This is a genomic window from Zhongshania aliphaticivorans, from assembly GCF_001586255.1.
Taxonomy (GTDB): Bacteria; Pseudomonadota; Gammaproteobacteria; order Pseudomonadales; family Spongiibacteraceae; genus Spongiibacter; species Spongiibacter aliphaticivorans.
In genome coordinates this window covers 2,234,313-2,258,636 of record NZ_CP014544.1, presented here as the reverse complement: position 1 = coordinate 2,258,636, position 24,324 = coordinate 2,234,313, and the positions used below count along the sequence as shown (strand labels likewise).

The 24,324-nt window shown below is 49.7% G+C and carries 23 protein-coding genes; 15 read left to right on the top strand and 8 right to left on the bottom strand.

Going from position 1 to position 24,324, the window contains the following annotated elements; genetic code table 11:
* The first annotated feature begins 32 nt into the window (after positions 1–32).
* From AZF00_RS10065 to AZF00_RS10050, 3 genes are all read left to right on the top strand, one after another.
* Entirely contained in the window at positions 33–1,745 is a 1,713-nt protein-coding gene (locus AZF00_RS10065; RefSeq protein WP_008249807.1) for a ShlB/FhaC/HecB family hemolysin secretion/activation protein, read from the top strand.
* A gap of 733 nt (positions 1,746–2,478) precedes the next feature.
* Positions 2,479–4,149, top strand: a complete 1,671-nt coding sequence (locus AZF00_RS10055) for an OmpA family protein (RefSeq protein ID WP_008249809.1) — start codon at positions 2,479–2,481, stop codon at positions 4,147–4,149.
* Between the two features lie 120 nt (positions 4,150–4,269).
* On the top strand, positions 4,270–5,976 hold the full coding sequence (locus AZF00_RS10050; protein ID WP_008249810.1) for a ShlB/FhaC/HecB family hemolysin secretion/activation protein: 1,707 nt from the start codon (positions 4,270–4,272) through the stop codon (positions 5,974–5,976).
* Positions 5,977–6,040: 64 nt separating this feature from the next.
* Here the strand turns inward: AZF00_RS10050 and AZF00_RS10045 are convergent, their stop codons facing one another.
* The 5 genes from AZF00_RS10045 to AZF00_RS10025 form a co-directional block, all read right to left on the bottom strand.
* Positions 6,041–6,799: a pyridoxine 5'-phosphate synthase gene (locus AZF00_RS10045; protein ID WP_008249811.1), complete on the bottom strand. Its 759-nt coding sequence runs from the start codon at positions 6,797–6,799 to the stop codon at positions 6,041–6,043.
* 29 nt (positions 6,800–6,828) lie between these two features.
* On the bottom strand, positions 6,829–7,419 hold the full coding sequence (locus AZF00_RS10040; RefSeq protein ID WP_008249813.1) for a peptidylprolyl isomerase: 591 nt from the start codon (positions 7,417–7,419) through the stop codon (positions 6,829–6,831).
* Positions 7,420–7,424: 5 nt separating this feature from the next.
* Entirely contained in the window at positions 7,425–8,096 is a 672-nt protein-coding gene (locus tag AZF00_RS10035) for a TIGR04211 family SH3 domain-containing protein (RefSeq protein WP_143829388.1), read from the bottom strand.
* Positions 8,097–8,181: 85 nt separating this feature from the next.
* Positions 8,182–8,481, bottom strand: coding sequence for a YciI family protein (locus AZF00_RS10030; RefSeq protein WP_008249817.1), 300 nt, complete (start codon positions 8,479–8,481; stop codon positions 8,182–8,184).
* A gap of 8 nt (positions 8,482–8,489) precedes the next feature.
* Positions 8,490–9,191 (bottom strand): VC0807 family protein, encoded by a 702-nt coding sequence (locus tag AZF00_RS10025; RefSeq protein ID WP_008249818.1) that lies wholly within the window; start codon positions 9,189–9,191, stop codon positions 8,490–8,492.
* 143 nt (positions 9,192–9,334) lie between these two features.
* Between AZF00_RS10025 and AZF00_RS10020 the strand changes: the two genes are divergently transcribed.
* From AZF00_RS10020 to rluB, 5 genes are all read left to right on the top strand, one after another.
* Complete coding sequence (locus AZF00_RS10020) at positions 9,335–10,162, top strand: PHP domain-containing protein (RefSeq protein ID WP_008249820.1); 828 nt, start codon at positions 9,335–9,337, stop codon at positions 10,160–10,162.
* 31 nt (positions 10,163–10,193) lie between these two features.
* Positions 10,194–10,823, top strand: coding sequence for an L-threonylcarbamoyladenylate synthase (locus AZF00_RS10015; protein WP_008249822.1), 630 nt, complete (start codon positions 10,194–10,196; stop codon positions 10,821–10,823).
* A gap of 63 nt (positions 10,824–10,886) precedes the next feature.
* Positions 10,887–11,834, top strand: a complete 948-nt coding sequence (locus tag AZF00_RS10010; RefSeq protein ID WP_008249824.1) for a segregation and condensation protein A — start codon at positions 10,887–10,889, stop codon at positions 11,832–11,834.
* Positions 11,834–12,595 carry an SMC-Scp complex subunit ScpB gene (gene scpB / locus AZF00_RS10005; RefSeq protein WP_008249826.1) on the top strand — a complete coding sequence of 254 codons (762 nt, stop codon included), beginning with the start codon at positions 11,834–11,836 and terminating at the stop codon, positions 12,593–12,595. Before AZF00_RS10010 ends, scpB begins: the two co-directional genes overlap by 1 nt.
* Positions 12,595–13,383, top strand: coding sequence for a 23S rRNA pseudouridine(2605) synthase RluB (rluB, locus tag AZF00_RS10000; protein ID WP_008249828.1), 789 nt, complete (start codon positions 12,595–12,597; stop codon positions 13,381–13,383). The genes scpB and rluB overlap by 1 nt, the downstream gene beginning before the upstream one ends.
* Positions 13,384–13,446: 63 nt before the next feature.
* Here rluB and rmf read toward each other — a convergent pair whose 3' ends face one another.
* Positions 13,447–13,650 (bottom strand): ribosome modulation factor, encoded by a 204-nt coding sequence (rmf, locus tag AZF00_RS09995; RefSeq protein ID WP_008249830.1) that lies wholly within the window; start codon positions 13,648–13,650, stop codon positions 13,447–13,449.
* 247 nt (positions 13,651–13,897) lie between these two features.
* Here rmf and rlmKL point away from each other — a divergent pair, with 247 nt between their 5' ends.
* Positions 13,898–16,069 carry a bifunctional 23S rRNA (guanine(2069)-N(7))-methyltransferase RlmK/23S rRNA (guanine(2445)-N(2))-methyltransferase RlmL gene (rlmKL, locus tag AZF00_RS09990; protein ID WP_008249847.1) on the top strand — a complete coding sequence of 724 codons (2,172 nt, stop codon included), beginning with the start codon at positions 13,898–13,900 and terminating at the stop codon, positions 16,067–16,069.
* A gap of 72 nt (positions 16,070–16,141) precedes the next feature.
* On the opposite strand, the gene AZF00_RS09985 is transcribed toward rlmKL, so the two are convergent.
* Entirely contained in the window at positions 16,142–16,348 is a 207-nt protein-coding gene (locus AZF00_RS09985; protein WP_008249850.1) for a cold-shock protein, read from the bottom strand.
* A 202-nt stretch (positions 16,349–16,550) separates the two neighbouring features.
* Positions 16,551–18,701: a YgiQ family radical SAM protein gene (locus AZF00_RS09980; RefSeq protein ID WP_008249853.1), complete on the bottom strand. Its 2,151-nt coding sequence runs from the start codon at positions 18,699–18,701 to the stop codon at positions 16,551–16,553.
* 174 nt (positions 18,702–18,875) lie between these two features.
* Between AZF00_RS09980 and AZF00_RS09975 the strand changes: the two genes are divergently transcribed.
* From AZF00_RS09975 to AZF00_RS09950, 6 genes are all read left to right on the top strand, one after another.
* On the top strand, positions 18,876–19,346 hold the full coding sequence (locus AZF00_RS09975) for an NfeD family protein (RefSeq protein WP_008249854.1): 471 nt from the start codon (positions 18,876–18,878) through the stop codon (positions 19,344–19,346).
* Between the two features lie 40 nt (positions 19,347–19,386).
* Positions 19,387–20,235, top strand: coding sequence for an SPFH domain-containing protein (locus tag AZF00_RS09970; RefSeq protein WP_008249855.1), 849 nt, complete (start codon positions 19,387–19,389; stop codon positions 20,233–20,235).
* A 20-nt stretch (positions 20,236–20,255) separates the two neighbouring features.
* Positions 20,256–21,110, top strand: a complete 855-nt coding sequence (purU, locus tag AZF00_RS09965) for a formyltetrahydrofolate deformylase (protein WP_008249856.1) — start codon at positions 20,256–20,258, stop codon at positions 21,108–21,110.
* An 85-nt stretch (positions 21,111–21,195) separates the two neighbouring features.
* A complete protein-coding gene (phoB, locus tag AZF00_RS09960; protein WP_008249857.1) occupies positions 21,196–21,903 on the top strand; it encodes a phosphate regulon transcriptional regulator PhoB in 708 nt (235 codons plus the stop codon).
* A gap of 9 nt (positions 21,904–21,912) precedes the next feature.
* A complete protein-coding gene (phoR, locus tag AZF00_RS09955) occupies positions 21,913–23,223 on the top strand; it encodes a phosphate regulon sensor histidine kinase PhoR (RefSeq protein ID WP_008249858.1) in 1,311 nt (436 codons plus the stop codon).
* Between the two features lie 93 nt (positions 23,224–23,316).
* Entirely contained in the window at positions 23,317–24,285 is a 969-nt protein-coding gene (locus AZF00_RS09950) for a PstS family phosphate ABC transporter substrate-binding protein (protein WP_008249865.1), read from the top strand.
* The last annotated feature ends 39 nt before the right edge of the window (positions 24,286–24,324 follow it).

The following is a 24,324-nucleotide window of genomic DNA, read 5'->3' as shown; positions in this document are numbered from 1 at the left end:
TCCCTTGGCTTTTATTGTTTAGAGACGATGATATGGCAATTGATTTTCCTTCCGCGCTTCCTCCGCAACAGGCGAGCGTAGCGCAGATTGCTGAGTGGGCAGGTACCGGTAGTGTTTATCAGGGCTTGGTGAATGGATACCAAGTCCGCGTTTCCGGCGCCCATCAATTGAGCCGCGATGAATTAGATAAGATTTTTAAATCGGCAAAAACGCCATCACAGGCGATTTTTCTGATGAGTTCGGCCGCGCTTAGAAAAGGGCATATGCTGGTTTCTATGCAGTATGCGCCAGAGGGTAATGTTATTTATGTTCACGCTCTTCAGGCTCGTGTTACGGGATTTAAGGGCGGCGAAATAAGCACGTTTTTTGCAGACTTAAAAGATGACCCAAACCTAACTCGCGGTGAATTTGATCGCGCTAGAGTGATGGCTAACGTGCGCAGTGAGCGCACGGGAGTTGATTATTCGGTTAGTTATGTCGTTGATGAAAATGCGCCTGAACGTGTTGTTATGGTGTTTTCTGGTGAACCCCGTGAAGACTACGATGCCACGGATTTGGTGTTGAAATTTGGCAACCAAGGTAGTCGTTACGTTGGACGTTATTTTGGCGATGTTGGACTCAGTCATAATTTTAAAGATGGTAGTCGCGCCACCGGCAGTTTAGAGACAGCGTTTACCGATTTAGGCGAATCTCGCGGCGGCGAAGATTACTACCGTATTCAGTTAGCCGCAGATCGTCCATTTACGCAGGGCTTGTACGGCATTAGTGCGGGGCATACTGAGTATTCTCAAGATCTAGGCAGTACAACGAGCTCAACAACGACAGCGTCGGGCTCAGATCCGATTTGTGATGCTTTGGGTATGCTCGGCTTGTGCAGTCCTAGCTCAACCACAACGACCAGTACCCAAAAAGTGGGATTAGATGCCAAAATTAATACGCTTGGTATATCGGGTGAACAAGTATTGGCCAGCGATTTAAGCTCAAGACTAAATGTGTTCGAGCGTATCGATTACATCGACTCACAAATCGATGTAGGTGTTTTTGGTAATTTACAAGACGAAAAGTACGCAACCCTTGAAGTTGGTGCAAAGTATTTTGCTGCTGACCTGCGTGGACCAAAGTCTTTGCGGTGGTCTGCTCAGCTTTCAGTTAAAACCGGATTAACTGGCGATAGCGGTAGCTTAGGGACCTATCCTGGGTATCGCACTCAGTATTTGAGCAACAACCCTGGTGCGACAAGTACGCCGCAGGTGGTGCCAGCGGCGCGAACGGCGGAGTTTGTAAGCGTATTGCCGCGCTTTACGGCCAAGCTTCCGCTTGCTGATAGTGGAAATTTACGGCTGAATGCGATGGCCCAGTTCGCCAATGAGCAATTGCCCCAGCAACAGCAATGGGTGCTGGGCGGTATGGGATCAATTAGCGCCTATTTACCAGGGGTTTTGTCGGGTGATTCTGGCTACTACGGTAAGTTAGATTACGCTAAAACGATTACTGTACTCGGTATTGAGGTCGAGCCAGAAATCTTTGTTGAGTACGGCGCAGCATGGTTCGAAAATGCCTCAGGTCTTGAGGGTGAAACCCGTAGTATTGTGGATGCCGGTGTTAAATTTAGTGCTGATTTGGGTTGGGACGTGCAGTTGGACACCGTATTTGCACGCTCCTTGGCTGATGACGGCTTTGCAAGTTCGTCCGCACTGAATGCATTCGAAGCAGATTTTTTCTTTACGGTTAAGAAAATATTCTAATCTTTTCTTGTCAATGGTAACTGGCGCGTTCGCGTGCCAGTTATTCGAAATATATTATTTTCTCTTTCCCCTCGAAATTTAAACATCCCTTTTTCTTACTCGGTATATCGTAATTTTGTGTGAGCTACAGCCTAGGTGCTGCTACATATAAAATACTTACCACCTATTTTGAGTTTTTTGGTGCTGATGCTCAAAAATATTTTATAGCAAAAATTTATTTCTCATATCTTTTTTAGTGTGACTTTGTCTTCATATCCAAAAAAATATCTGTGACGCTGTTCTCATATATCGCATCATTACGAGTGTAAAGATGACTTTTTCTCCCATCTTAATACAATTTCATTAAGATACTTTCCCTAATGTTAATGCAGTGCCACTTATTAGTTTCCTGCTAATGGTTGTGCATTGTCATCTTTGGAATTGGGAATTGAACAGTGACGTTCATGCCGCAGTAGAAGTTTCTGCTTACACGGAGAGTACCTATGTTTTTCGAAAGCGAAGCAGCGTCAAGTACAGCTAAATACCCCTCTAAGTATTTTAAAGCTGTGTTTTGTAATGAGGTTTTTACAAAGTCCTATTCCTTCTTGTCTAGAAAAAATCGCTACTTAGCTACTTTGCTAATGTCCTGGGAGATGATGGGGTTTGCAGTGCGCAGTCGCCGCGTTCATTTGAAAATGTCCAAAGTTTCACATTCTGAATTGCTATCTACTTTCTTTACAAATGGAGTTGCCAAATGAAGTCTATTCGCAGACTGCTGTCTGTCCCGCTAATCATATCAATGATGATGTTCGCGCCAATTGCCTCGGCAGATGGTTTAACGGATCTACTCAATAGTTTAGGCCTTCAGCAATTATTTTCGGAGGTAGGCTCCACGGTCGGTACCATTGGTGCCTCAGTGTTAGACCCTGTAGGCACTGGCGATAACGATTTTCTTGGCGCCGATGTTCTCAACCCAGAAAATGATCTCGGTGTGACAATGGGTTCTGAAGAGATGGCTGGGTCCGGCAACAAAACTGGCGGCGAGGCTATGCTTCCGCTCGATGCTTTGGGTTTGTCCCAGTTACTCAATACGTTAGGTTTAACTTATGAGGCGGGCTTGGCGACGCAGCTTCGCAGTTTAGTCGGGCCGAATGGCATGGTGACTGATGCGGCGGTCGATTTACTCAAGAGTATACCGACCGAGTTTGAGCTTCCTGGCTTGGGTCAGGGCGAGGGATTAGTTCTCGACGGCGCTGAGAACAGCCTTTTGGGCTTGTCGCTACTTGATTCTGGTTCCGGTGGTAATGGCGGCGCAATTGGTGTGGCCGTATTGTCTGGTAGTGACTCCGGAAATGGCGAATACGCTGGTATTAGCATCTTGGGTGGTGCGAATAGTGGCAACGGTGGCGTTCTAGGGCTTGCCGCCCTGTCGGGAAGTAACTCTGGAAACAGCGACGGGATTTCGGCAGGGGTATTGTCTGGTAGCGATGTTGGTAATGGCGGCGCTGCGGGCATTGCCGTATTAAATGGCAATAATTCAGGCAATGGTGACACCGCTGGGGTCGGCGTTTTAAATGGGAATAATGCGGGTAACGGCGATAGTGCAGGCATTGGGGTATTAAACGGTGATAACTCCGGAAACGCTGATTTAGGCGCAATTGCGGTATTGAATGGTGCCAATTCGGGCAACTCTGAGACGATCACGATCGCGGCGATAAACGACGCCAATTCAGGTAATGGCGGCGTAGTTGGCGTTGGTGCATTGAATGGTCCGGGATCGGGCTCTGGTGGTTTGATATCGGTTGGCGTGGCCAATGAACCGGGTAGCGATGGTAATAATGGCGGCGGCAATGACGGAAGCTGCGCCAGTGCTGGTGGCCTTGCTTGCGGTGGCCCGCTGCAACTTGCAATGCTGGACGCCTGTGAGGACAGTGATGCCGACGGCGTTTGTGATGAGCGTGATGAGTGCCTGAATACACCGGCTAATATGCCTGTGTTTTTGACGGGTTGTCACTTAACTGAGGATGCGCCGCTAGTGTTGCGGGGCGTCAATTTTGAGTTTGACAAGGCAGATTTAACGCCTGAGTCTTTGCCCATATTAGAACACGCCGTGCGCGTCTTGGCCGCTCAGCCAGAAGCGCTGGTGGCGGTAGACGGACATACCGACTGGATGGGTAGCGATGCCTATAATCTTCGTCTGTCATATCGTCGTGCGAACACGGTTTACAAATACTTGATTGATGCTGGCATCGATGAAAAGCGTTTAGCGTTCCGAGGCTACGGTGAGAGCTCGCCTGTCGCGCCCAATGCGAATGACGATGGTAGTGATAGCCCCGAGGGGCGTGCTGAAAACCGCCGGGTCGAGTTAAATATTCTCGACGGTGAAACCTTTCAATTGACCAAAGAAGAAAACCTCACAAATTAGTCGTTAGCGCGAGGCAAGTTGGTAGCTACGGGCAAGGAGCTTTAAGAGCTCCTTGTTGCTACAGCTTATGCCTTTACCGTTAACAACGAGCTTATTCAATGCATATTAAAGGACTAGATTATGGCTATTGATTTTCCCCCAGCCTTACCGCCGCAGTTGACTACCGTCGCCGAAATAAGCACGACGGCGGGTGCAAGTGCGCCGTATATTGGCTTGGTCAATGGGTACGAATTGCGGGTAACCGGGAGTCATTATTTAAATGAGACCGAGTTGGCCGCTATTTTTGAGACGGCCAAGACGCCCTCCCAAGCAATTTTTTTAATGAATTCATTAACCCTGCGTAAGGGCCATCTTTTAGTGTTAACCCAGTATGCACCAGAAGGGAGTACCGTCTATATTCACGCGGTACAGGCGTCAGTGGTTGCGATAGACGGTGAAGGCGTTGCCGAATATTTCAGCGATTTAAAGGGTGATCCAGACTTAACCCGCGCTGAGTTTGAGCGCGCGCGCGTGATGGCTAATGTGAAAAGCCAGCGCACAGGAATCAATTATTCAGCCACGTTCTTTGTTGATGACAATGACCCAGAAGCAGTAAGTTTGTTGTTTGAGGCCGCTCCAGTTGAAGATTACGACGCGACTGATTTTTTTGTGCAATTTGGTAACCAAGGTAGCCGGTATGTCGGGCGATATTTTGGTGACATCGGCATGAATCATAATTTCGCAAATGGCAGTCGGGTTGGCTTGGGCTATGAAACGGCATTCACCGACTTGGGCGAGTCTCGAGGAGGAGAGGATTACCATCGCTTCCAGCTCACCGCCGACAAACCCTTTTCTTCAGGTTTGTATGGCATCACAGCAAGCCACACTGAGTATAGTCAGCATCTTGGCTACCGTGCTGGTAGTGCCAGCGCCCCTGGTGGCGGTGTGGTGTGTGACCTGCTCTCTGTCTTGGGCTTGTGCCTGCCGACGACCGGCGCAACCGCTGGACAGAGTATTGATTTAGATGCTGATATCAATGCGCTGGCGTTAACTGGTGAGCAGGTTCTGGCAAGTGACTTCTCCTATCGCATAAATTTATTTCAGCGTCTTGAGTATGTCGACTCCACGCTTGATATTAGTGGGTTTGGCAGCTTGCAAGATGAGAGCTACGCCACCCTCGAGCTTGGGGCGAAGTATTTCTCTGCGGAAACCGTGGGGGATGGACAATTTCGCTGGTCGGCGCAATTATCGCTTAAAGGCGGGCTTACTGGTGACAGCGGCACGCTTGGTAGTTATGACAGTTTTAGAGCGCGTTATTTAGCTGAGAATCCCGGTGCAGCGTCGGCGCCAGAAGTTACGCCTGCGGCGCGTACCGCTGAATTTATTGCGGTCTTGCCAAAGATTGCCGCCAAGTTTCCCTTGTCAAAAGAAACAGAGCTGAATGCAAGCTTTTTTGCCCAATACGCGGATGAGCAATTGCCGCAGCAGCAGCAGTGGGTGCTCGGTGGTATGAAGTCAATAAGCGCCTATTTGCCTGGAGTATTGTCGGGCGATTCTGGGTATTTTGCTGATGTAAGTCTGCAGCGCAAATTGAATATTGCCGGTATGGACGTGAGTGCTGCGGTGTTTGCTGAATACGGCGCGGCGTGGTTTGAGAATGTGTCGGGCTCAGCTGGCGATGAGCGAAGCATAGCCGACGCTGGCGTGCGTGTTTCGGCTGACTTAGGTTGGGGTGTTAGTCTGGATGCCGTGGCCGCGACGCCGCTGACAGATGATGGCTTCGTGTCGTCATCAGAGTTGGAGCGCTTAGAGGCGGATTTTTACGTTGTACTGAAAAAAGTCTTTTAAATTGGATATCGCTGCACAACAGCTCGGCTTGATTGTGCAGCGATTTTATTTGAGAGATGTATGTTTAGCGGAGGCAGCGTAAATACGCCTTAATACAGGCGTCTAAGCCCATTTCAATGGCATCTACTGTAAAGGCGTGACCAATAGATACTTCCCGCAAATCGCTCACGCTATTTTTAAATAATAATAAATTATGCAAATTCAGGTCGTGACCGGCATTTAGCCCTAGTTCGATATCGGCCGCTAAAATACTGGCGTCGATAAAGCGCTGTAAAACCTTATCTTGATGTTTCGCGCCGAAGGCTTCTGCGTAGGGCCCCGTGTAGAGCTCAATTCGGTCTGCGCCAATGGCTTTAGCTAGGCGAATTTGTTCGGGCTCGGGATCCATGAACAAGCTCACCCGCACGCCAAGATCTTTTAATTCGCTAATAATTGGCTTTAGGCGTTCGCCGTCACGATGCAGATCAAAGCCATGGTCTGATGTTAATTGGGCGTCGCTGTCGGGAACTAAGGTGCACTGAGCGGGGCGTATTTGGCGAATGATTTCCATAAAGCCGGGGTAGTCAGCAACGTCTTTGCGCGTAGACTTCATTGCTGGTGCAAAGGGGTTTCCTTCGATATTAAATTCAACATTTAACATCTCTGCGAGCTCAAAGCAGTCGCTTACCCGAATATGGCGCTGATCTGGTCGAGGGTGTACGGTAATCCCGTGAGCGCCGGCGGCAATACAGCGTGCAGCATGGAGTGTTACGCTCGGATAGTCAGTATCCCGAGAGTTTCGAATTAGCGCGATTTTATTTAAATTAATACTTAGGTCGGTCACGGTAGATCCCTTGCGCTAATGCGCATGGATTATGGTTGCTGGACACCACTTGCCTGCTTGATGCTAGTATTAGTGATTAAAATGGGTTCGACGGGAACATCATCGAAGCCACCAACGCTGTGAGTGCGACTGACAGCGATGTCTCGAACAACGTTTTGTCCGTCTATGACTTTTCCAAATACGGCGTAACCGTCTCTGCCCATTCTGGCGTCGAGATTTAGGTTCATACCCATATTAAAATAAAATTGAGATTGTGCACTGTTTGGATCATTTGTTCTGGCCATCGCGATGGTCCAGCGTTCATTACTCAGTTTGCTCGTTTTAGACTCGTTGATGATCGGCTCTCCATTGTCTTTTTCAACGAGGTCTGGGGTGAAACCGCCACCTTGCACCGCAAAACGCCGAATAACGCGGTGAAATATTGTGCCATTATAAAAACCGCTGCGAACATAGCCTAGAAAGTTCTCAACGGTTATCGGTGCTTTGTCGGCATATAATTCAACGGTAATATTGCCTTTGCTGGTCTCTATAATCACTACTGGATTAGTCGCAGTCTGACTGTGGCCAATAGCGGGTAACAATAAACCTAATACAATGACTAGTGCCGACAAATAGCGCATGGTTTTTAACTCCAATCAGAGCGTCGTTTTGGCATCATCTTTGGAATAATCAAGGTGATCATAACGCCAATTAAAACGGCAAAAGCACCGTTCAAGAAAAATTCGTTTTCTTTGTTTTCTCGTAGGCGCGCATTGTCAGTCTTTAATACGTCAACTTCGCTGGCGAGCATTTGATTGGATTCCAGCAGGCGTCTGTTGTCCTCGTCTAGCTTGATCGCGTTTGCTGAGATTCGTTTGACTTCGCCAAGCTCCTCATTGAGCGCGGTGTTTTCTTGTTCAAGCTCGCTGACGATGTTGCTGGTTTGAGTGCTGGTTTGGGTGGTGCTCTTAAGCTGTTCGCGGAGCTCTTTATTGGAATTCGACAGTTCGGTGACTTGTTGCTTTGCGGCGTTTAGCAATGTGCGAGCAACGGGGTTTTCGACCAAGTAGTGGCTGGGTAGCCAACCTTCAACGCCGCGATCCGTCTTTACGCGAGAGTAGCCACTGTCTTCGTTTGTTTCGAGTAATTCGAGTTTTTCGCCACTGGGCAGGCCGCGATGAATAATGCGGTGTTTGGTGCTGTCGCCGACGCGCAATGGCACGTATATCTTGTCGCTGATGTAGCGAGTTTCTGCGAAGGCCATGCTGCCGACACTCAGTAGGAGAAAAGATGCGCCGACAATAATCGATTTTTTCACTGGATTTTCCACGTTAATAAGCTGCAATAAACGATTAAAAAATAAAGAATAAAGCACTTGGAGGCTTTCTTCAATTTTCTTACTTTTAGGGCAAAACCTTTTTATAGGGTTTCACGGTTACTTTGGCGTACACGCCGGCTGCAATATAGGGGTCTGTATCTGCCCAATGCTGAGCATCGGCCAAGCTTGGGAACTCGGCAATAATTAAGCTGCCAGTAAAACCCGCCTCGCCGGGATCTTCGGAGTCGATGGCGGGGTGCGGCCCGGCCATGATCAGGCGGCCTTGGTTCTTTAAGTCTTGCAAGCGAGCAATATGGTCTGGGCGCGCCTCTAGACGTTTGGCTAAACTATTGCTTACATCTTCGCTGATTACGGCGTATAGCATGGTGATCCTTAATTGAGTCGGAAGATTTCTTCAAAGCTCAGCGATGTGAGCTTTTCTATGCGCTTTACCAGATAAAACATCGCGCCCAACATCACTATTGTGCAAGGCAGGGCGATAACCGGAAAACTTAGACCAGTCATTTTGCCGAGTTCAGCGCTGTATTCCGCACTGCCAGGGGGGCTGATAAGTAATATTTTGGCAAGCGCATAATTGAGGGTGGCGGACAAGAAAAACGAAAAGGCAATCATATAGGTTGCGGTTTGCAATGCCTTTTGGAATAGCGCGTCGCTATTGTTTTGATTGAGTGCGTTGGTGACTTTTTCAGTGTCGATAATTTCATCATTAAAGATAAAGGTTTTTATCAGCGGGTAGGGGGTATAAAGTGAAATTAGCGTCGCGAGGCCAATAAGCGCTGGGATGCTTGCTTCCTTGATGGCGATATACCCTGCATCGAGCTCTAATAGACTGATGCCACCGGTTAGCAAGACACTGATAAAGCCCAAAATTGCAAACATATTGGCACGGCGGGTTTTTACAAAGTCGTAAAAACCGAAGCCAAGCGGGAAGGCCAGGGCAATTACGATGCTATAGCGTGGGCCAAGGTACACATCGCTACTGAGTTTGGTCAGTATTAAGGTGGGGATAACGATATTGAACAACAGGTTAACGATGACACTGTGACGTTGTTTGTTTGGCGCCTGTTCCGGCATATTGGATCCTAATGTGGGCTTGCTGTTTAGCGGGTAATGATTGATTAACGCGACCTGCTGTTGCGTCACTGCGGCAGGCCAGTGATAATCCGCCCACTATACCTATTTTCAAAATCCATCACTAGCCTCCAAGGGGATTAGCTTTGATTGTTGATTTACACACCCACACGACGGCTTCTGACGGCGGACTTTCGCCCTTGGAGTTGGTTCAGCGTGCTCGTGAGCGGGGTGTGCAATTATTGGCGATCACCGATCATGACACCGTTGCCGGTTTTGCTGCGCTTAAGGATGAGGCCGGTGCTGGAATGCAGTTGCTGGCCGGAATAGAGTTGTCTTGCACGTGGTCCGGCGTGAATATCCATGTACTCGGTTTGGGCATTGATACTATGGCCCCCGCGTTTGTCAGTGAGCTAGAGGGGCAGCGCAGCGCACGAGATTCGCGCGCCCAGCTTATCGGCCAGCGCTTGGATAAACTGGGTTTTGTCGGCAGTTATGAAGCTGCCGCAGAGCTGGCGGCCGGGCGAGCAATTGGTCGTCCGGATTTTGCTCGATTTTTGGTGGCCGAGGGGCATGTCAGCTCAATGGCGGCGGCCTTTGATAAGTACCTTGGCTCCGGTAAATTAGGTGATATAAAGGCTGTGTGGCCCGATTTGGGCGAAGTCGTTAGTTGGATTCGTGATGCTGGTGGCGTCGCGGTTATGGCGCATCCGCTGCAATATAAAATGACGAATGCGAAGTTGCGGCGCATGCTGGCTGAATTTAAAGAAGTGGGTGGCGAGGGCTTGGAAGTGTGCAACGGCAAGCCTTCTAATCAGGACTTGGCGTATCTTAGGCAGCTTTGTCAGCAGTTTGAGCTGGAAGCCTCTGCCGGTAGTGATTTTCATCACCCAAGCAGCTGGTCTGAATTGGGTTGCGACGCGAAAATCATTGCGCCTTGCAAGGCCGTTTGGGATCGCTGGTGTACGCAATAGATCGATTGGAACATAATTATTGGAGGCTGCAGTGAGCCAATTTTTTCAGATACACCCCGAAAATCCACAAGCCAGATTGATAAAGCAGGCCGCCGATATTATTCGCGGCGGCGGGGTGGTGGCTTACCCAACTGATTCTGCCTATGCCTTGGGTTGCCATTTGGGAGATAAAAACGCCCTGGAGCGAGTGCGGGCTATTCGTCGTCTCGACGACAAACATAATTTTACCCTGATGTGCAGTGATCTCTCTGAACTGGGCACCTATGCGAAGGTTGATAATTCTGCATTTCGTCTATTAAAAGCGCACATTCCGGGGCCGTACACTTTTATCTTGCGGGCTACCCCAGAGGTGCCGAAGCGCTTGCTACAGCCCAAGCGTAAAAGTGTGGGCTTGCGCGTGCCCGCTAATCAAATTTGTTTGGATTTGCTGGCGGAGCTTGGTGAGCCACTGATGAGTGTGAGCTTGATATTGCCTGGTGAAGAACTTCCGATGACCGACCCCTATGATATTCGCGATACGATCGGTGGCTTGGTCGATTTGGTGATTGATGGGGGCTATTGCGGTATGGAAGCAACCTCAGTCATTGATTTGGTGGACGAAGTTCCGGTAATAATACGCAGAGGCCTCGGTGATGTCAGTCAATTCGAGGATTCACTGTGACCGGCGGCCAGATCCACGTATAATCGCGCCCTTGGTGGATGATATCGTGAGATCTCAGTAACAGTGCAAGACGAGCAGACAGAACAGCAGCCCGACGCGGTTGTGCAAAGCGCAGCAGATGATGCCTCATTGGCGGCAGAACTCCGCGCTGGGCGTTTGGAGCCGGTTGTGGAGCCACCGATTGCCCCTCTGGAAATTATTAGCTTAAAAGCCATTCGCCAGCAGCCCCAACAAGGGGAAATGCCTTTTGCCGTAGTGCAGGGCAAAGCGCTTACTGAAATCCCCAAAGATTTATATATCCCGCCTGAAGCGCTTGAGGTTTTTCTCGAGGCCTTTGAAGGCCCGCTGGATCTCCTTCTTTACCTGATAAAACGTCAGAATCTGGACATCTTAGAGATCAACGTTGCGCAAATTACTGAACAGTATATGCAATACGTGAATATGATGAGCGCCATGCAGTTTGAGTTGGCCTCGGAATATCTGTTGATGGCAGCGATGCTCGCTGAAATAAAATCGCGGATGTTATTACCTCGTTCAGCGGAAGCCCTTGACGATGAGGAAGACCCGCGCGCGCAGCTAATTCGGCGTCTCCAAGAATATGAGCGTTTTAAGCAAGCTGCCGAAAGTATTGATCAACTTCCTCGTATTGGCCGGGATAATTATATTGCGCTCATTGATCCCCCCGCTGCGGAAAAACGCCGGGCAGAGCCCGATGTCGACCTTAAAGAGCTGATGCTGGTACTTGGCGACGTGCTTCGCCGCGCTGATTTATTTGAAAGCCACCAAGTGCAACGCGAAAAATTATCTACCCGCGAGCGTATGTCAGAAGTGCTTGCCGCACTGCGTTCCGACAGTTTTGTACCTTTTGTCAGTCTGTTTAAGGCGGAAGAGGGGCGTTTGGGCGTGGTGGTGACTTTTCTGGCGATTATGGAATTGATTAAAGAGTCGCTGGTTGAAATAGTGCAATCCGAAGCTTTTGGCCCCATTCACGTGAAAGCGAAAGTGATCTAATGCTCGAGCAACAACAATTAAAACGTATTTTAGAAGCCGCGCTTATGGCGGTTGGTCGCCCACTCTCGGTGCAGCAGCTCAGCGAGCTTTTTGACCCCGAGGACAGGCCAACCACGCCTGATATTTTGGACACCTTGAAAACAATTGCCGAAGAATGCGATGGTCGAGGCTTTGAGCTCAAAGTGGTTGCCAGCGGCTACCGCATGCAAGTCTGTGAAGACCTTGCGCCCTGGGTTGGCCGCCTCTGGGAGGAAAAGCCACAGCGTTATTCGCGGGCGATGCTTGAAACATTGGCCTTGATTGCTTATCGCCAGCCAATCACCCGTGGCGATATAGAAGATATTCGCGGTGTGGCAGTGAGCTCGCAAATCATTAAAACCATGCTCGAGCGGGAGTGGGTTCGGGTCGTTGGCCATAAAGACGTGCCGGGGCGCCCTGCAATGTATGCCACAACCAGAAAATTTTTAGATTATTTTAATTTGCGCAATTTAGATGAATTGCCCAGCCTCGCCGACATTGCCGATTTAGACACCCTAAATGGTGAGCTGGATCTTGACACTGGCGAGTTTAGTCCCACCCCAGATAATACTGAGTCGGAAGCAGAAGCCAGCGATGAACATGGTGATAACGAAAGCAGTGATTTAGCCTTGAATGACGATGCTGACGACAGTATCGAACTCAAGCTCACCGTTGCCGAAAATGGCGATGATGAAGACGAAGATAACCGTGACCCAAATTTCCCACCCGAGACCCTTCTTTAATGATACCAACTGATGAAAAGCTACAAAAAGTTCTGGCCCGTGCTGGTTTAGGCTCGCGCCGGGAAATGGAAAAAGTCATCAGCGAAGGTCGAGTGACCGTCGACGGCCGGGTGGCGGGCTTGGGTGATCGGGTCGCCGTGGGTGTCAAGATTCAACTTGACGGTAAACCGCTGCGTATTGAAGGCGCTGCTGCTAAGCCCCGGATACTGCTCTATAACAAGCCCGAGGGCGAAATCTGCAGCCGTAAAGACCCTGAGGGGCGGCGCTCGGTATTTGATCGTCTTCCTCGTCTCCAAGGAGAGCGTTGGATTTCGGTTGGTAGACTGGATTTTAATACGACTGGCTTGCTGTTATTTACGACCGATGGCGATCTAGCAAATAAACTGATGCACCCTTCAACGACCATTGAGCGGGAATATTTATGCCGAGTCATGGGCAGCGCAACCCCCGCGATGATGCAGCAATTGCGCGATGGCGTGCAGTTAGAGGACGGTTTAGCGAAGTTTGCCGACATCGCTGACGGCGGTGGAGAAGGCTTTAATCACTGGTATTACGTGGTGATTATGGAGGGTCGAAACCGGGAAGTTCGCCGCTTGTGGGAGTCTCAAGGTTTACAGGTGAACCGCTTAAAGCGTGTCCGCTATGGTTCGGTTTTCATACCCTCTAAGGTCAAGGTCGGGCAATGGACTGAATTGAGCGACCCTGAAATAGCCACGGTATACCAAATGGCAGATATGCCCGCACCGTTAAGCGCCCCAGAGGGCGGGCGGGGTCGGAAATCGCGTTAGACAGGCACAAAAAAGGCCCGCAAGGGCCTTTTGAATGGTGATGGTCAAAGGTTTGTCATGGAGTCAGTGGATTGCTTGTTTTTCAAGCGCGGTAGCGGTGTCGATGCCATCCCAGTGGTCGGTTCGGCCTTCTCGCCAGCCGGTTAGCCATTCCTGTCTGAGTTGGTCTTGATTATGTGGGCAGTTGTCTTTTTGTCTTCCAGCTATACCGGCCTGATAGCCGCGTTGGTAAGCTCTTTCGGTCATGTCGCGTTTCTGTCTTCTCATTGGGCATACGCCTCCAGCATTATAGTCAACATGTCGCTCTGGGTTATCGTCAGTGCGCCTAACCCAGTTTTCTGGCACCATCGCGAGACTTATCGCGGTGGGAACCCCATGTAATCAAACTTTCATGGTGCTCGTCGAAGACCTATTACTTATATGTATATAGTCTTTTAGAAGCAGGTCGTATAAGACGGTATGCTATTGTTTGTAAAAGAATTTAAATTTACTACTAGTTCTCTCCAGAGGTTTTATGAGTCAAAAGCGTTCTTTTATCGCCACCTGTCCTAAAGGTCTGGAGCAGTTGCTTGCGGCAGAAATCGCCAGCTTAGGTGGTGAGCCATTGCGGGAAACCGTCGGCGCGATGATTTTTAACGCCGATCTCGCGGCGATGTATCGCCTGTGTTTGTGGTCGCGGTTGGCCAACCGCGTTCTGTTGATACTGTCGGAATTTCGCGGTGAAAGTGCCGATGATCTCTATCAAGGATTGTCTGCTATCGATTGGCAGGATCACATGCTGGCCAGTAATAGTATTAGCGTCGACTTTAATGGCCAGACGGATGAAATTCGCAACAGCCATTTTGGCGCCTTAAAAAGTAAGGACGCGGTTGTCGATTATTTTCTGGCCCGAGGCGAGGCGCGACCAAGTGTTGATAAAAATGCGCCAGATATTCGCATTAATATTCGCTTAAACCGGGGCCAAATCACCGCTTGTATCGACCTGTCTGGTGAAAGCTTGCACCGTCGCGGTTACCGTTCCAGTGGCGCGATGGCGCCGCTCAAGGAAAACTTGGCGGCGGCGCTGTTGCTTCGAGCCGATTGGCCAGGTATTGCGAGTCGCGCAGGGGCGTTAATTGATCCCATGTGTGGCTCCGGTACCTTGCTTATTGAAGGCGCAATGATGGCCATGAATATTGCGCCGGGTCTGCTGCGCCAGCGCTGGGGCTTTCGCGGCTGGCTCGACCATGATCAGGCGCTGTGGGAGGGGGTTGTTGAGCAGGCTGAGGCTCACCGCAGCTTAGCCTTAACGCGGGAGTGGCCAGAAATCCGCGGCTACGATGCCAATGGTAAAATTGTTGCTCAAGCACAAGAGAATATTGAAAACGCGGGGTTGGAGCGTTTTATTAAAGTCTCTCGGCGGGAGCTTGCTCAGTTGGCTAAGCCAACACACCGCGAGTTGGACCACGGCCTATTAATTACGAATCCACCGTATGGCGAGCGCTTGGGTGAGCAGGCGGAGTTGCTGCATTTGTATCGTCATTTAGGGCAGTCGATGCTCGCGCACTTTGGCGGTTGGCAAGGCGCGGTCTTTACAGGCAATGCCGATTTGGGCAAGCGCATGGGGATTCGCAGTTACAAGCAATATCAATTGCTCAACGGCACCATCCCCGCCAAGTTGTTGCTGTTTAATATTGGGCCAGAGGCGCAAGTGCGAGAGCGCCGTCCTGATGTTCAGCAAGAGAGCCCTGCAGAAACGCTTCAGCTCACCTCGGGCGGACAAATGTTTGCCAATCGTCTGCGTAAAAACTTAAAGCGTCTGTCGAAATGGCGAGCTAAAAACGGCATCGAGTGCTTTCGTGTTTATGACGCAGATATGCCCGAATACGCCGTAGCAGTCGATTGTTATGGCAGCGCGGTACATATTGCCGAATACATGGCGCCAATCTCGGTGCCGGAGGAAGATGCTGAGCGTCGTTTGCGCGAAGTCATTGAGGCGGTTAGCCAGGTGTTTAATGTTTCGGCCAATAATATTGCGGTTAAGGAGCGTCGTCGTCAGCGCGGTAAAGATCAATACCAGCGTCAAGCACCGCGCAATACGGTAATGGAACTTAAAGAAGGCCAGGCTAAGGTTTTGGTTAATCTGCATGATTATTTAGACACCGGTTTGTTTTTGGATCATCGCCCGGTGCGTCTTGATATTGCGGCAAGAGCGAAGAATAAACGCTTTTTAAACTTGTTTAGTTATACGGCCGTTGCCTCGGTGCAGGCGGGTATCGGTGGCGCCAAGGTCACCACCTCGGTGGACATGTCTCACACCTATTTACAGTGGGCGCGACGCAATTTGTCGCTAAATGGTTTGAGTGAATCCCGCCATCGCACAGAGCACGGTGATTGTCGGCGTTGGATGAAAGACTGTAAAGATCAGTACGACCTTATCTTATTGGATCCGCCGACGTTCTCAAACTCTAAACGTATGGATGACGTCTTAGATATTCAGCGCGATCACAGCGAATTAATTAACGATGCAATGGCGCTGTTGGCACCAGAGGGCTTGTTAATATTCTCTACCAATAAGCGCGATTTTATTTTAGATCAGGACTTATCTAGTCGTTATAAAATGGAAGATCGAACGCGATGGTCCCTCGACGAAGACTTTTCGCGTGGCGGTAAACCAATCCACTACTGTTGGTATATTACCCGCTGAGAGTGGGAACAAGGCTGAAACAAAAAAGCCCGCAGTGATAATTCACTGCGGGCTTTTTTGCTGAATATTGCTTTAAAGCGCAATAACGTTAGCCGCTTGCGGCCCTTTTTGGCCAGTCTGTACATCAAACTCTACGGCTTGACCTTCGGCTAGGGTTTTGAAACCGGTGCCGCCGATAGCGCTGAAGTGAACAAAAACATCTGGGCCAGAATCTTGCTCAATAAAGCCAAAGCCCTTTGTTTCATTAAACCATTTTACTTTTCCGGTGCTTCTGGACATAACATGTGCCTCGTTGTGTTAATAAATGCCTTTTATGGTGCTTGAGCTGAGATAGGCAGGGACTTATGAAACAGAACGAGGTACTTAAAACGACTTCGTGGTGCTTATACATAAAACCAAGCTGCATCCGTAGCCAGCATGATTATTATATACATAGAAAAAAGTCGCTTTGGAAGAGCTTTAGTCCACGGAAAATGAAATTTTATTTCGTTTTCCGTGGTGGCAGGCCCGTGTGTTGCGTCAATATTCGGCGACCCTTGCCATGCTTGGGTGTCCAGTTTACTGGCTGGCGTGGCGGTACTAAATGCTTTTTACCATAGCCAATCAGGTCTTTACGGCCCATCGACAGCAGTGCCTCACGTATAGAGGGCCAGCCTTCAGGGTCGTGGTAGCGCAGTAACGCTTTGTGTAATCGACGCTGTTTCAGGCCCTTGGCACTCACCACGTCTTCACTGGTCCGCGAAACTTTCTTAAGCGGGTTTTTGCCGGAGTAATACATTGCGGTGGCATTGGCCATTGGCGAGGGGTAAAAAGCTTGCACCTGGTCGGCGCGAAAGCTATTACCCTTTAGCCACATGGCTAAATTCATCATGTCTTTATCACTGGTGCCGGGGTGGGCGGCGATAAAGTAGGGAATTAAATACTGCTCTTTACCTGCCAGTTTGGAATATTTATCAAACATGGCTTTGAATTTGTTGTAGCTGCTCATGTCCGGCTTCATCATCTTCGATAGCGGACCCTCTTCGGAGTGTTCTGGAGCAATTTTTAAATAGCCACCAACGTGGTGGGTCACTAATTCTTTGACATATTCTGGGGTTTCAATCGCGAGATCATAACGCAGACCCGAGGCGATTAAGACTTTTTTGACGCCTTTCAGCTCCCGCACGTCGCGGTACAAATCAATCAGTGGCGTTTGATCCGTATTCAGGCTTTTACAAATGCTGGGGTAAACGCAGGACAGGCGGCGACAGCGGCTTTCGATTTCGGTGCTTTTGCAATTTAGGCGCCACATATTGGCGGTGGGACCGCCTAAATCAGAAATGACGCCGGTGAATTCTGGGGTCATATCCCTGATTTTTTCTACTTCTTTGACGATAGATTCGTGAGAGCGGCTTTGAATGATCCGTCCCTCGTGCTCAGTGATCGAGCAGAAACTACAGCCGCCAAAGCAGCCGCGCATGATGTTTACTGAGAAGCGGATCATCTCGTAGGCAGGGATCTTGGCCTCGCCATAAATTGGATGAGGCTTGCGCTGGAACGGACGCTCAAAGACCCAGTCGAGCTCTTCAGTGCTCAATGGAATTGGTGGTGGGTTCAACCATACTTCCTGGTCGCCGTGACGTTGAATCAAAGCTCTGGCGTTGCCTGGATTGGTTTCCAAATGCAACACCCGGGCGGCGTGCGCATAATTTACGGGGTCGTTTTTAACGACCTCGTAATCAGGCAGGCGGATGACGGTTTTGGCAGCGTCAGTACCTGCTTTACGGGCTTGCAGGGGATCGATAATTCTTACCGCCTGCACCGCTTCAACTGCGGCCTCTGCGTCGGGATTTTCTTCGTTCTTTTTACAGCTCTCGGTGGCACTGGTGTCAACGTAAGGGCTGGTGATCGGATCGACCTTGCCGAGCTGGTCAACACTGGAGGAGTCAATGACTGTCCAGCCGCTGGGCACATCGCGGGTAACAAAAGCAGTGCCGCGCAGATCGCGAATACTGTCAATGCTGTCGCCACGGCCAAGACGGTGTGCCACGTCAATAATTGCACGTTCGGCGTTGCCATAGAGCAGTAAATCGGCTCTGGAATCGAGTAGTACCGAACGTCTAACCTTGTCGCTCCAATAGTCGTAGTGGGCGATTCGGCGCAAACTGGCTTCAATCGAGCCAATAATAATTGGCGTGTCTTTGTAGGCTTCTCTGCAGCGCTGGGAATAGACAATCACCGCGCGATCTGGACGCTTACCACCTTCGTTGCCCGGCGTGTAGGCGTCATCATGGCGAAGGCGACGGTCGGCGGTGTAACGGTTAATCATGGAGTCCATATTGCCAGACGCCACCCCAAAAAACAGATTGGGTTGCCCTAGGGCTTTAAAGGGTTCGGCGGATTGCCAGTCGGGCTGGGCAATGATGCCCACGCGAAAGCCTTGGGCTTCCAGTACTCTGCCGATAACCGCCATGCCAAAACTGGGGTGGTCGACATAGGCGTCACCGGTCACAATGATGATGTCGCAGCTATCCCAGCCCAATGCGTCCATTTCCTCGCGAGAGGTGGGCAAATAGGATGCGGTACCGAAACACTCGGCCCAGTAGGGGCGGTGACTAAAGATGAGTTTTGGAGTTTGTATTGCTGAAGACATAGAGGTAGCGCAGGAATCCGAATAAACGAGCATTATACGTGAAAACGGCGACACTTGCTGGATGTTAAGCTGTCGCGGCTAAATATAAATAGCTTTACTAAGTGCTTGAATTTTTAGGTAAATAAGGGATAAATGAGTGTCTCAAACGCGACTCGCTACGGAATGAGGTTAAAAATGGAATGGTTAGACGCAAATATTGCCTACTGGCACTGGATGGTTTTGGGTCTTTTGTTGGTTGCGACTGAGTTATTTGTTCCTATTTTTGTCATGATTTGGTTTGGCGCCAGCGCCATTGCGGTCGGCTTGATATTGTTGGTGGTCGACCTGAGCTTGGTCGTGCAAATGTTATTTTGGCTGAGCTTGTCGGTGCTCGATTTAGTGGTGTGGTTTAAATTTATTCACCCCAAAATGAAGAATAAGACTTTGTCGGGTATGTCCCGAGAGCAAGTGATAGGGCAGGAGGGCATGGTTATTCGGCTTGGCCCGGAAATAGAGCAAGGCACCATACGTTTTTCTATACCGGTGCTGGGCAGCGATGAGTGGCAGTTTATATGCCGAGAACACGTTGCCGTTGGCGACAGATTAGTTGTGGAGGACATATCGGGGAACACGCTTATTGTCCGGTCTCAGCGCGGCGCGGCGTAACATACAAGACCAACTGAATCAGAGAACAAGGAGTATTGCGATGGATGGCTTGGCAGTAGTAATAGCATTGGCAATTTTGGTTATTGTCACGCTTATGAAGGGGGTGCGCACGGTACCGCAAGGCTATAAACATATTGTGCAGCGCTTGGGTAAATACCATGTAACCTTGAATCCGGGATTGAACTTCATTATTCCCTATATCGATGACGTGGCTTATAAATTAACGACCAAGGATATCGTGCTCGATATTCCCTCGCAGGAAGTTATTACCGAAGATAATGCGGTGATCATTGCCAATGCGGTTGCTTATATTAATATTGTTGCCCCAGAAAAAGCAGTGTATGGGGTTGAAAACTACACCTTTGCGATTCAAAACTTGGTACAGACTGCATTGCGTTCTATTGTCGGCGAAATGGCGCTGGATTCTGCACTGTCATCGCGAGATCAGATCAAAGCGAAATTGAAAGCGGCGATTTCAGAGGATATTGCAGACTGGGGGATAACCCTGAAAACCGTCGAGATTCAGGATATCAATCCCTCACCGACGATGCAGGCAGCGATGGAAGAGCAGGCGGCGGCAGAGCGTCAACGTCGCGCCGCAGTGACCAAGGCTGAGGGAGAGAAGCAAGCAGCTATTCTAGAGGCAGATGGCCGCTTGGAGGCGTCGCGCCGTGATGCCCAGGCGCAGGTTGTATTGGCTAAGGCCAGTGGCGCCGCAATTACTTTGATTTCTGAGGCAGTGGGTAATGAAGAGTTGCCGGTATTGTATTTATTGGGCGAAAAATACACCGAGGCCCTATTGCGCCTGTCTTCGTCTAATAACGCAAAAACGGTTGTTTTACCGGCTGATTTGCCTCAGGCATTGCGTGGCATATTGAATAAAGCCTAATTTAGGATTGAGTGTTTTACATGGATCATACTTATCGTTTAGTGATTAGCTGTCCCGACCGCGTGGGCATTGTTGCGCGGGTTAGCCAATTTGTCGCGGAGCACGGCGGTTGGCTTACCGAGGCGAATTATCACGCAGATGCAGAAAGTAACTGGTTTTTTATGCGCAATGAGATTCGCGCGGAATCCTTAAAAGTTAGCGCTCAGGCCTGTCGCGAGGCCTTTGCGCCATTAGCGGCTGAATATGGCATGCACTGGGCGCTGGTCGATTCTGCTGTTAAGCGCAAGGTTGTAATACTGGCGAGTCACGCCTCCCACTGTCTGGCTGATATATTGCACCGTTGGCACAGTGGCGAATTAGACTGCGATATACCCTGTGTTATTTCTAACCACGAAAACCTGCGTAGCATGGTGGAGTGGCATGGTATTCCCTTTGAGTTTGTCGCCATTGACCCAAACAACAAAGCACCCGCACACGCCAAGATTATGGCGCTGGCCCAGAGCTATGAGGCAGATTGCGTGGTGTTAGCGCGCTATATGCAAATTATTCAGCCCGAGTTTTGCCAAGCTTATGCAGGGCGAATGATTAACATACACCATAGCTTCCTGCCCTCATTTATCGGCGCAAACCCCTATCAGAAAGCTTTTGATAGGGGGGTTAAGTTAATCGGTGCCACTTGCCACTACGTTACTGAGCGGCTGGATGAAGGTCCGATTATTGAACAAGACGTAATTCGGGTGTCCCATCGGCATAGCAAAGATGACCTTGTTAGACTCGGCAAGGACGTCGAAAAATCGGTGTTGGCGAGAGCGCTGCGCAACCACTTGGAAGATCGCGTTTTGGTGCATGGGAACAAGACCGTAGTGTTTGATTAATCAAGTGAAATTTAAACTGTCATAAAATTGTCACTTAAAATGGTTTTAATGCAGCCTACGAATTTTACAAAAAAAGGTTAATGGAATGACGTCAGCCACCATATTGATTGTCGACGATGAAACCGCAATCCGTGAAATGATACGGGTGGGTCTTGAATTGGCGGGTTATGAATGTCTGGAGGCAAGCAATGCCCAGGATGCCCACGGTATAATTGTTGATCAGCGCCCTGATCTTGTGCTGCTGGACTGGATGATGCCGGTCACTAGTGGTTTGGAATTGTTGCGGCGCCTACGCCGGGATGAACTGACCAGGGATTTGCTGGTGATTATGTTGACCGCCAAAGATGATGAAGACAATCGGGTGCAAGGTCTTGATGTCGGTGCCGATGACTATATCACCAAGCCTTTTTCGTCTCGTGAGCTGATGGCGCGCATTAAAGCCATTATGCGTCGATCGACAAATCGTGACGAGGAAGAAAGTATCGAAGTCGCGGGGCTGAAATTAGACCCCAGTAGCCACCGAGTATTTGTTGATGCAACTCCATTAGATATGGGGCCCACCGAATTTAAATTATTAAAATTCTTTATGACTCATCAGGAGCGAGCGTATAGTCGCGGCCAGCTTCTTGATCAGGTATGGGGCACCAATGTTTACGTTGAAGAGCGTACGGTCGATGTCCATATTCGTCGCCTTCGCAAAGCATTGCAAACTGAGCTAAGAGACTGCGGCCTTTTAATTCAAACAGTTCGTGGAACCGGTTACCGGTTTTCGACAACAGGTGTCTGCGCATAGCGCAAAATAATGCGGTATTACAGTTGGAAGGCAGAATTATTGCGGGTCGGCATACCACTCCTAGTGGTTGCGGCAGGCTGCGCGTTATTCGATCTTGGGCTATTGCCGCTATTGGCGGCGGCGTTGTTGGCATGCGCGTGGCTGTTGCGGCATTTACAGCGGTTGTCTGACTGGCTGTATAGCGGCGCGAAGTCAGATCCACCAGAGGCTGCAGGGATGTGGGGTCAAGTTTTTGATGTAATCTACGATATGCAGCGGGAATCGTCGCAGGACAGTGACCGCTTGCAGGCAATGATTGATTATTTGCACGCTTCGTTTGCCTCGATGTCGGACGCGGTAGTCATGCTTGATCCCTACGGCAATATCGAGTGGTGTAATGCCTCTGCCCACGATTTATTGGGTTTAAGAGAAGAGGGTGATAAAGGCCGTCAGCTGGTTAATTTGCTGCGCAGTCCGGCGTTTCTCCGCTATTTCGAGGCTGAGCGCTATCAAGCCCCGCTGGAAATGGTGTCGCCAGTCAATGGCCTCATTAATTTGAGTATTAGCGTCAGCTTCTTTGGTAAGCGCAATCGTCTTTTGTTTGCCCGCGATGTCACCCGAACCCACCGCTTAGAACAAATGCGCAAGGATTTCGTTGCTAATGTCTCCCATGAGTTGCGCACGCCACTCACGGTTATTAACGGGTACCTAGAGACGTTTTCTGAGCATGGCGGTGCAAATCCCCGCTGGGACAGAGCTGTGGATCAAATGCTGCAGCAATCTCGGCGCATGAATCTATTGATTCATGACCTGATGATGCTGTCGCGTTTGGAGTCGGTACCGAAATTGGCCGACGAGAGTGTCATTCAGCTGCGTCCCTTGATGGAAATGATTCGCGAAGAGAGCGGCACGGCGGCCAAGAGTGCCCGGCGTATTGAAATTGAATGTGACGATAATATTGCAATTAATGGCAATCCAAATGAATTGCGCAGTGCATTTTCAAATTTAGCGGTCAATGCGGCGCGCTACACTAAGGAGAATGATCGAATCATCCTGCGCTGGTATCAGGATGATTACCACGCCTATTTTGAAGTGGAAGACACCGGTATCGGCATCGAGCCCCAATACATTCCTCGATTAACCGAACGATTTTACCGCGTCGATCAGAGCCGATCCCTTGATACAGGGGGCACTGGCCTTGGTTTGGCAATAGTTAAGCATGTGCTGATTCGTCACCGAGCTGAATTGCGAATTCGCAGTGTGCCCGGTAAAGGCAGTGTCTTTACCTGTGTTTTTCCTAAGTCGGTGGCGGTGCCTGTTAAGGCGAAGCAGCTAAACTGAGCGCAATTATTACAGTCTCTGTCACAAAGTTGTCATAATTCGACTATAAAGTAGCTTCACTGAAGTAGCTTACATTGGTTTAGGAGTGTCGAAGTGAAGATTAAATATTTAGTAGCAAGTGCAGTTGTGGCCGCGTCTGCAGTGGGCGCAGTTGCTGATACCCGCGTGGACAGCGCTTTGCCAGACTACGTCACCGTGTCTGGTGTGTCAGGTAATTTGTCCAGCGTCGGCTCAGATACCCTAGCCAATTTAATGACCTTGTGGGGCGAAGACTTCAAACGTAACTACCCCAATATTAATATCCAAATCCAAGCCGCAGGTTCATCTACGGCGCCACCGGCTTTAACTGAAGGCACCTCGAATATCGGCCCCATGAGCCGTAAAATGAAGGACAAAGAACTTGAGTCCTTTGAAACCAAGTTTGGCTATAAGCCCACCGCAGTTCCTGTCGCAATCGACGCCTTAGCTGTTTTTGTTCACAAGGATAACCCGATTGCTGGCATGACCATGGCGCAGGTCGATGCGGTATTCTCCAGTACCCACAAGTGCGGTCATAGCGCGAATGTGAACACCTGGGGTGGACTAGGCATGACTGGCGGCTGGAAATCGCGCGATATCCAAATGTTTGGCCGTAACTCTGTGTCGGGTACCTACGGGTACTTTAAAGAAGAAGCGCTGTGTAAAGGTGATTTTAAAAATGGCGTGAACGAGCAGCCTGGCTCTGCGTCGGTTGTGCAGTCGGTTTCGACGTCTATTAACGGTATTGGTTATTCTGGGATTGGTTACAAAACCTCCAGTGTTCGCGCCGTACCGCTGGCCAAAGATGAAAAGAGCAGTTTTGTAGACGCTAACGCTGAAAATGCGACTAAAGGCAGCTATCCCTTGTCTCGTTTCCTCTACGTTTACGTGAATAAGGCGCCGAACAAGCCGCTAGCGCCGCTGGAGCGTGAGTTCATAAAGTTGGTTTTGTCTAAGCAAGGTCAGGAAGTAGTGGTTAAGGACGGTTATATCCCATTACCCGCCAGCGTTGTAGCGAAAATTAAAGCCAAGCTCGAGCTATAACGCCAGTTTTTACTGGTGATGCAAATGCCGCAGAATGGA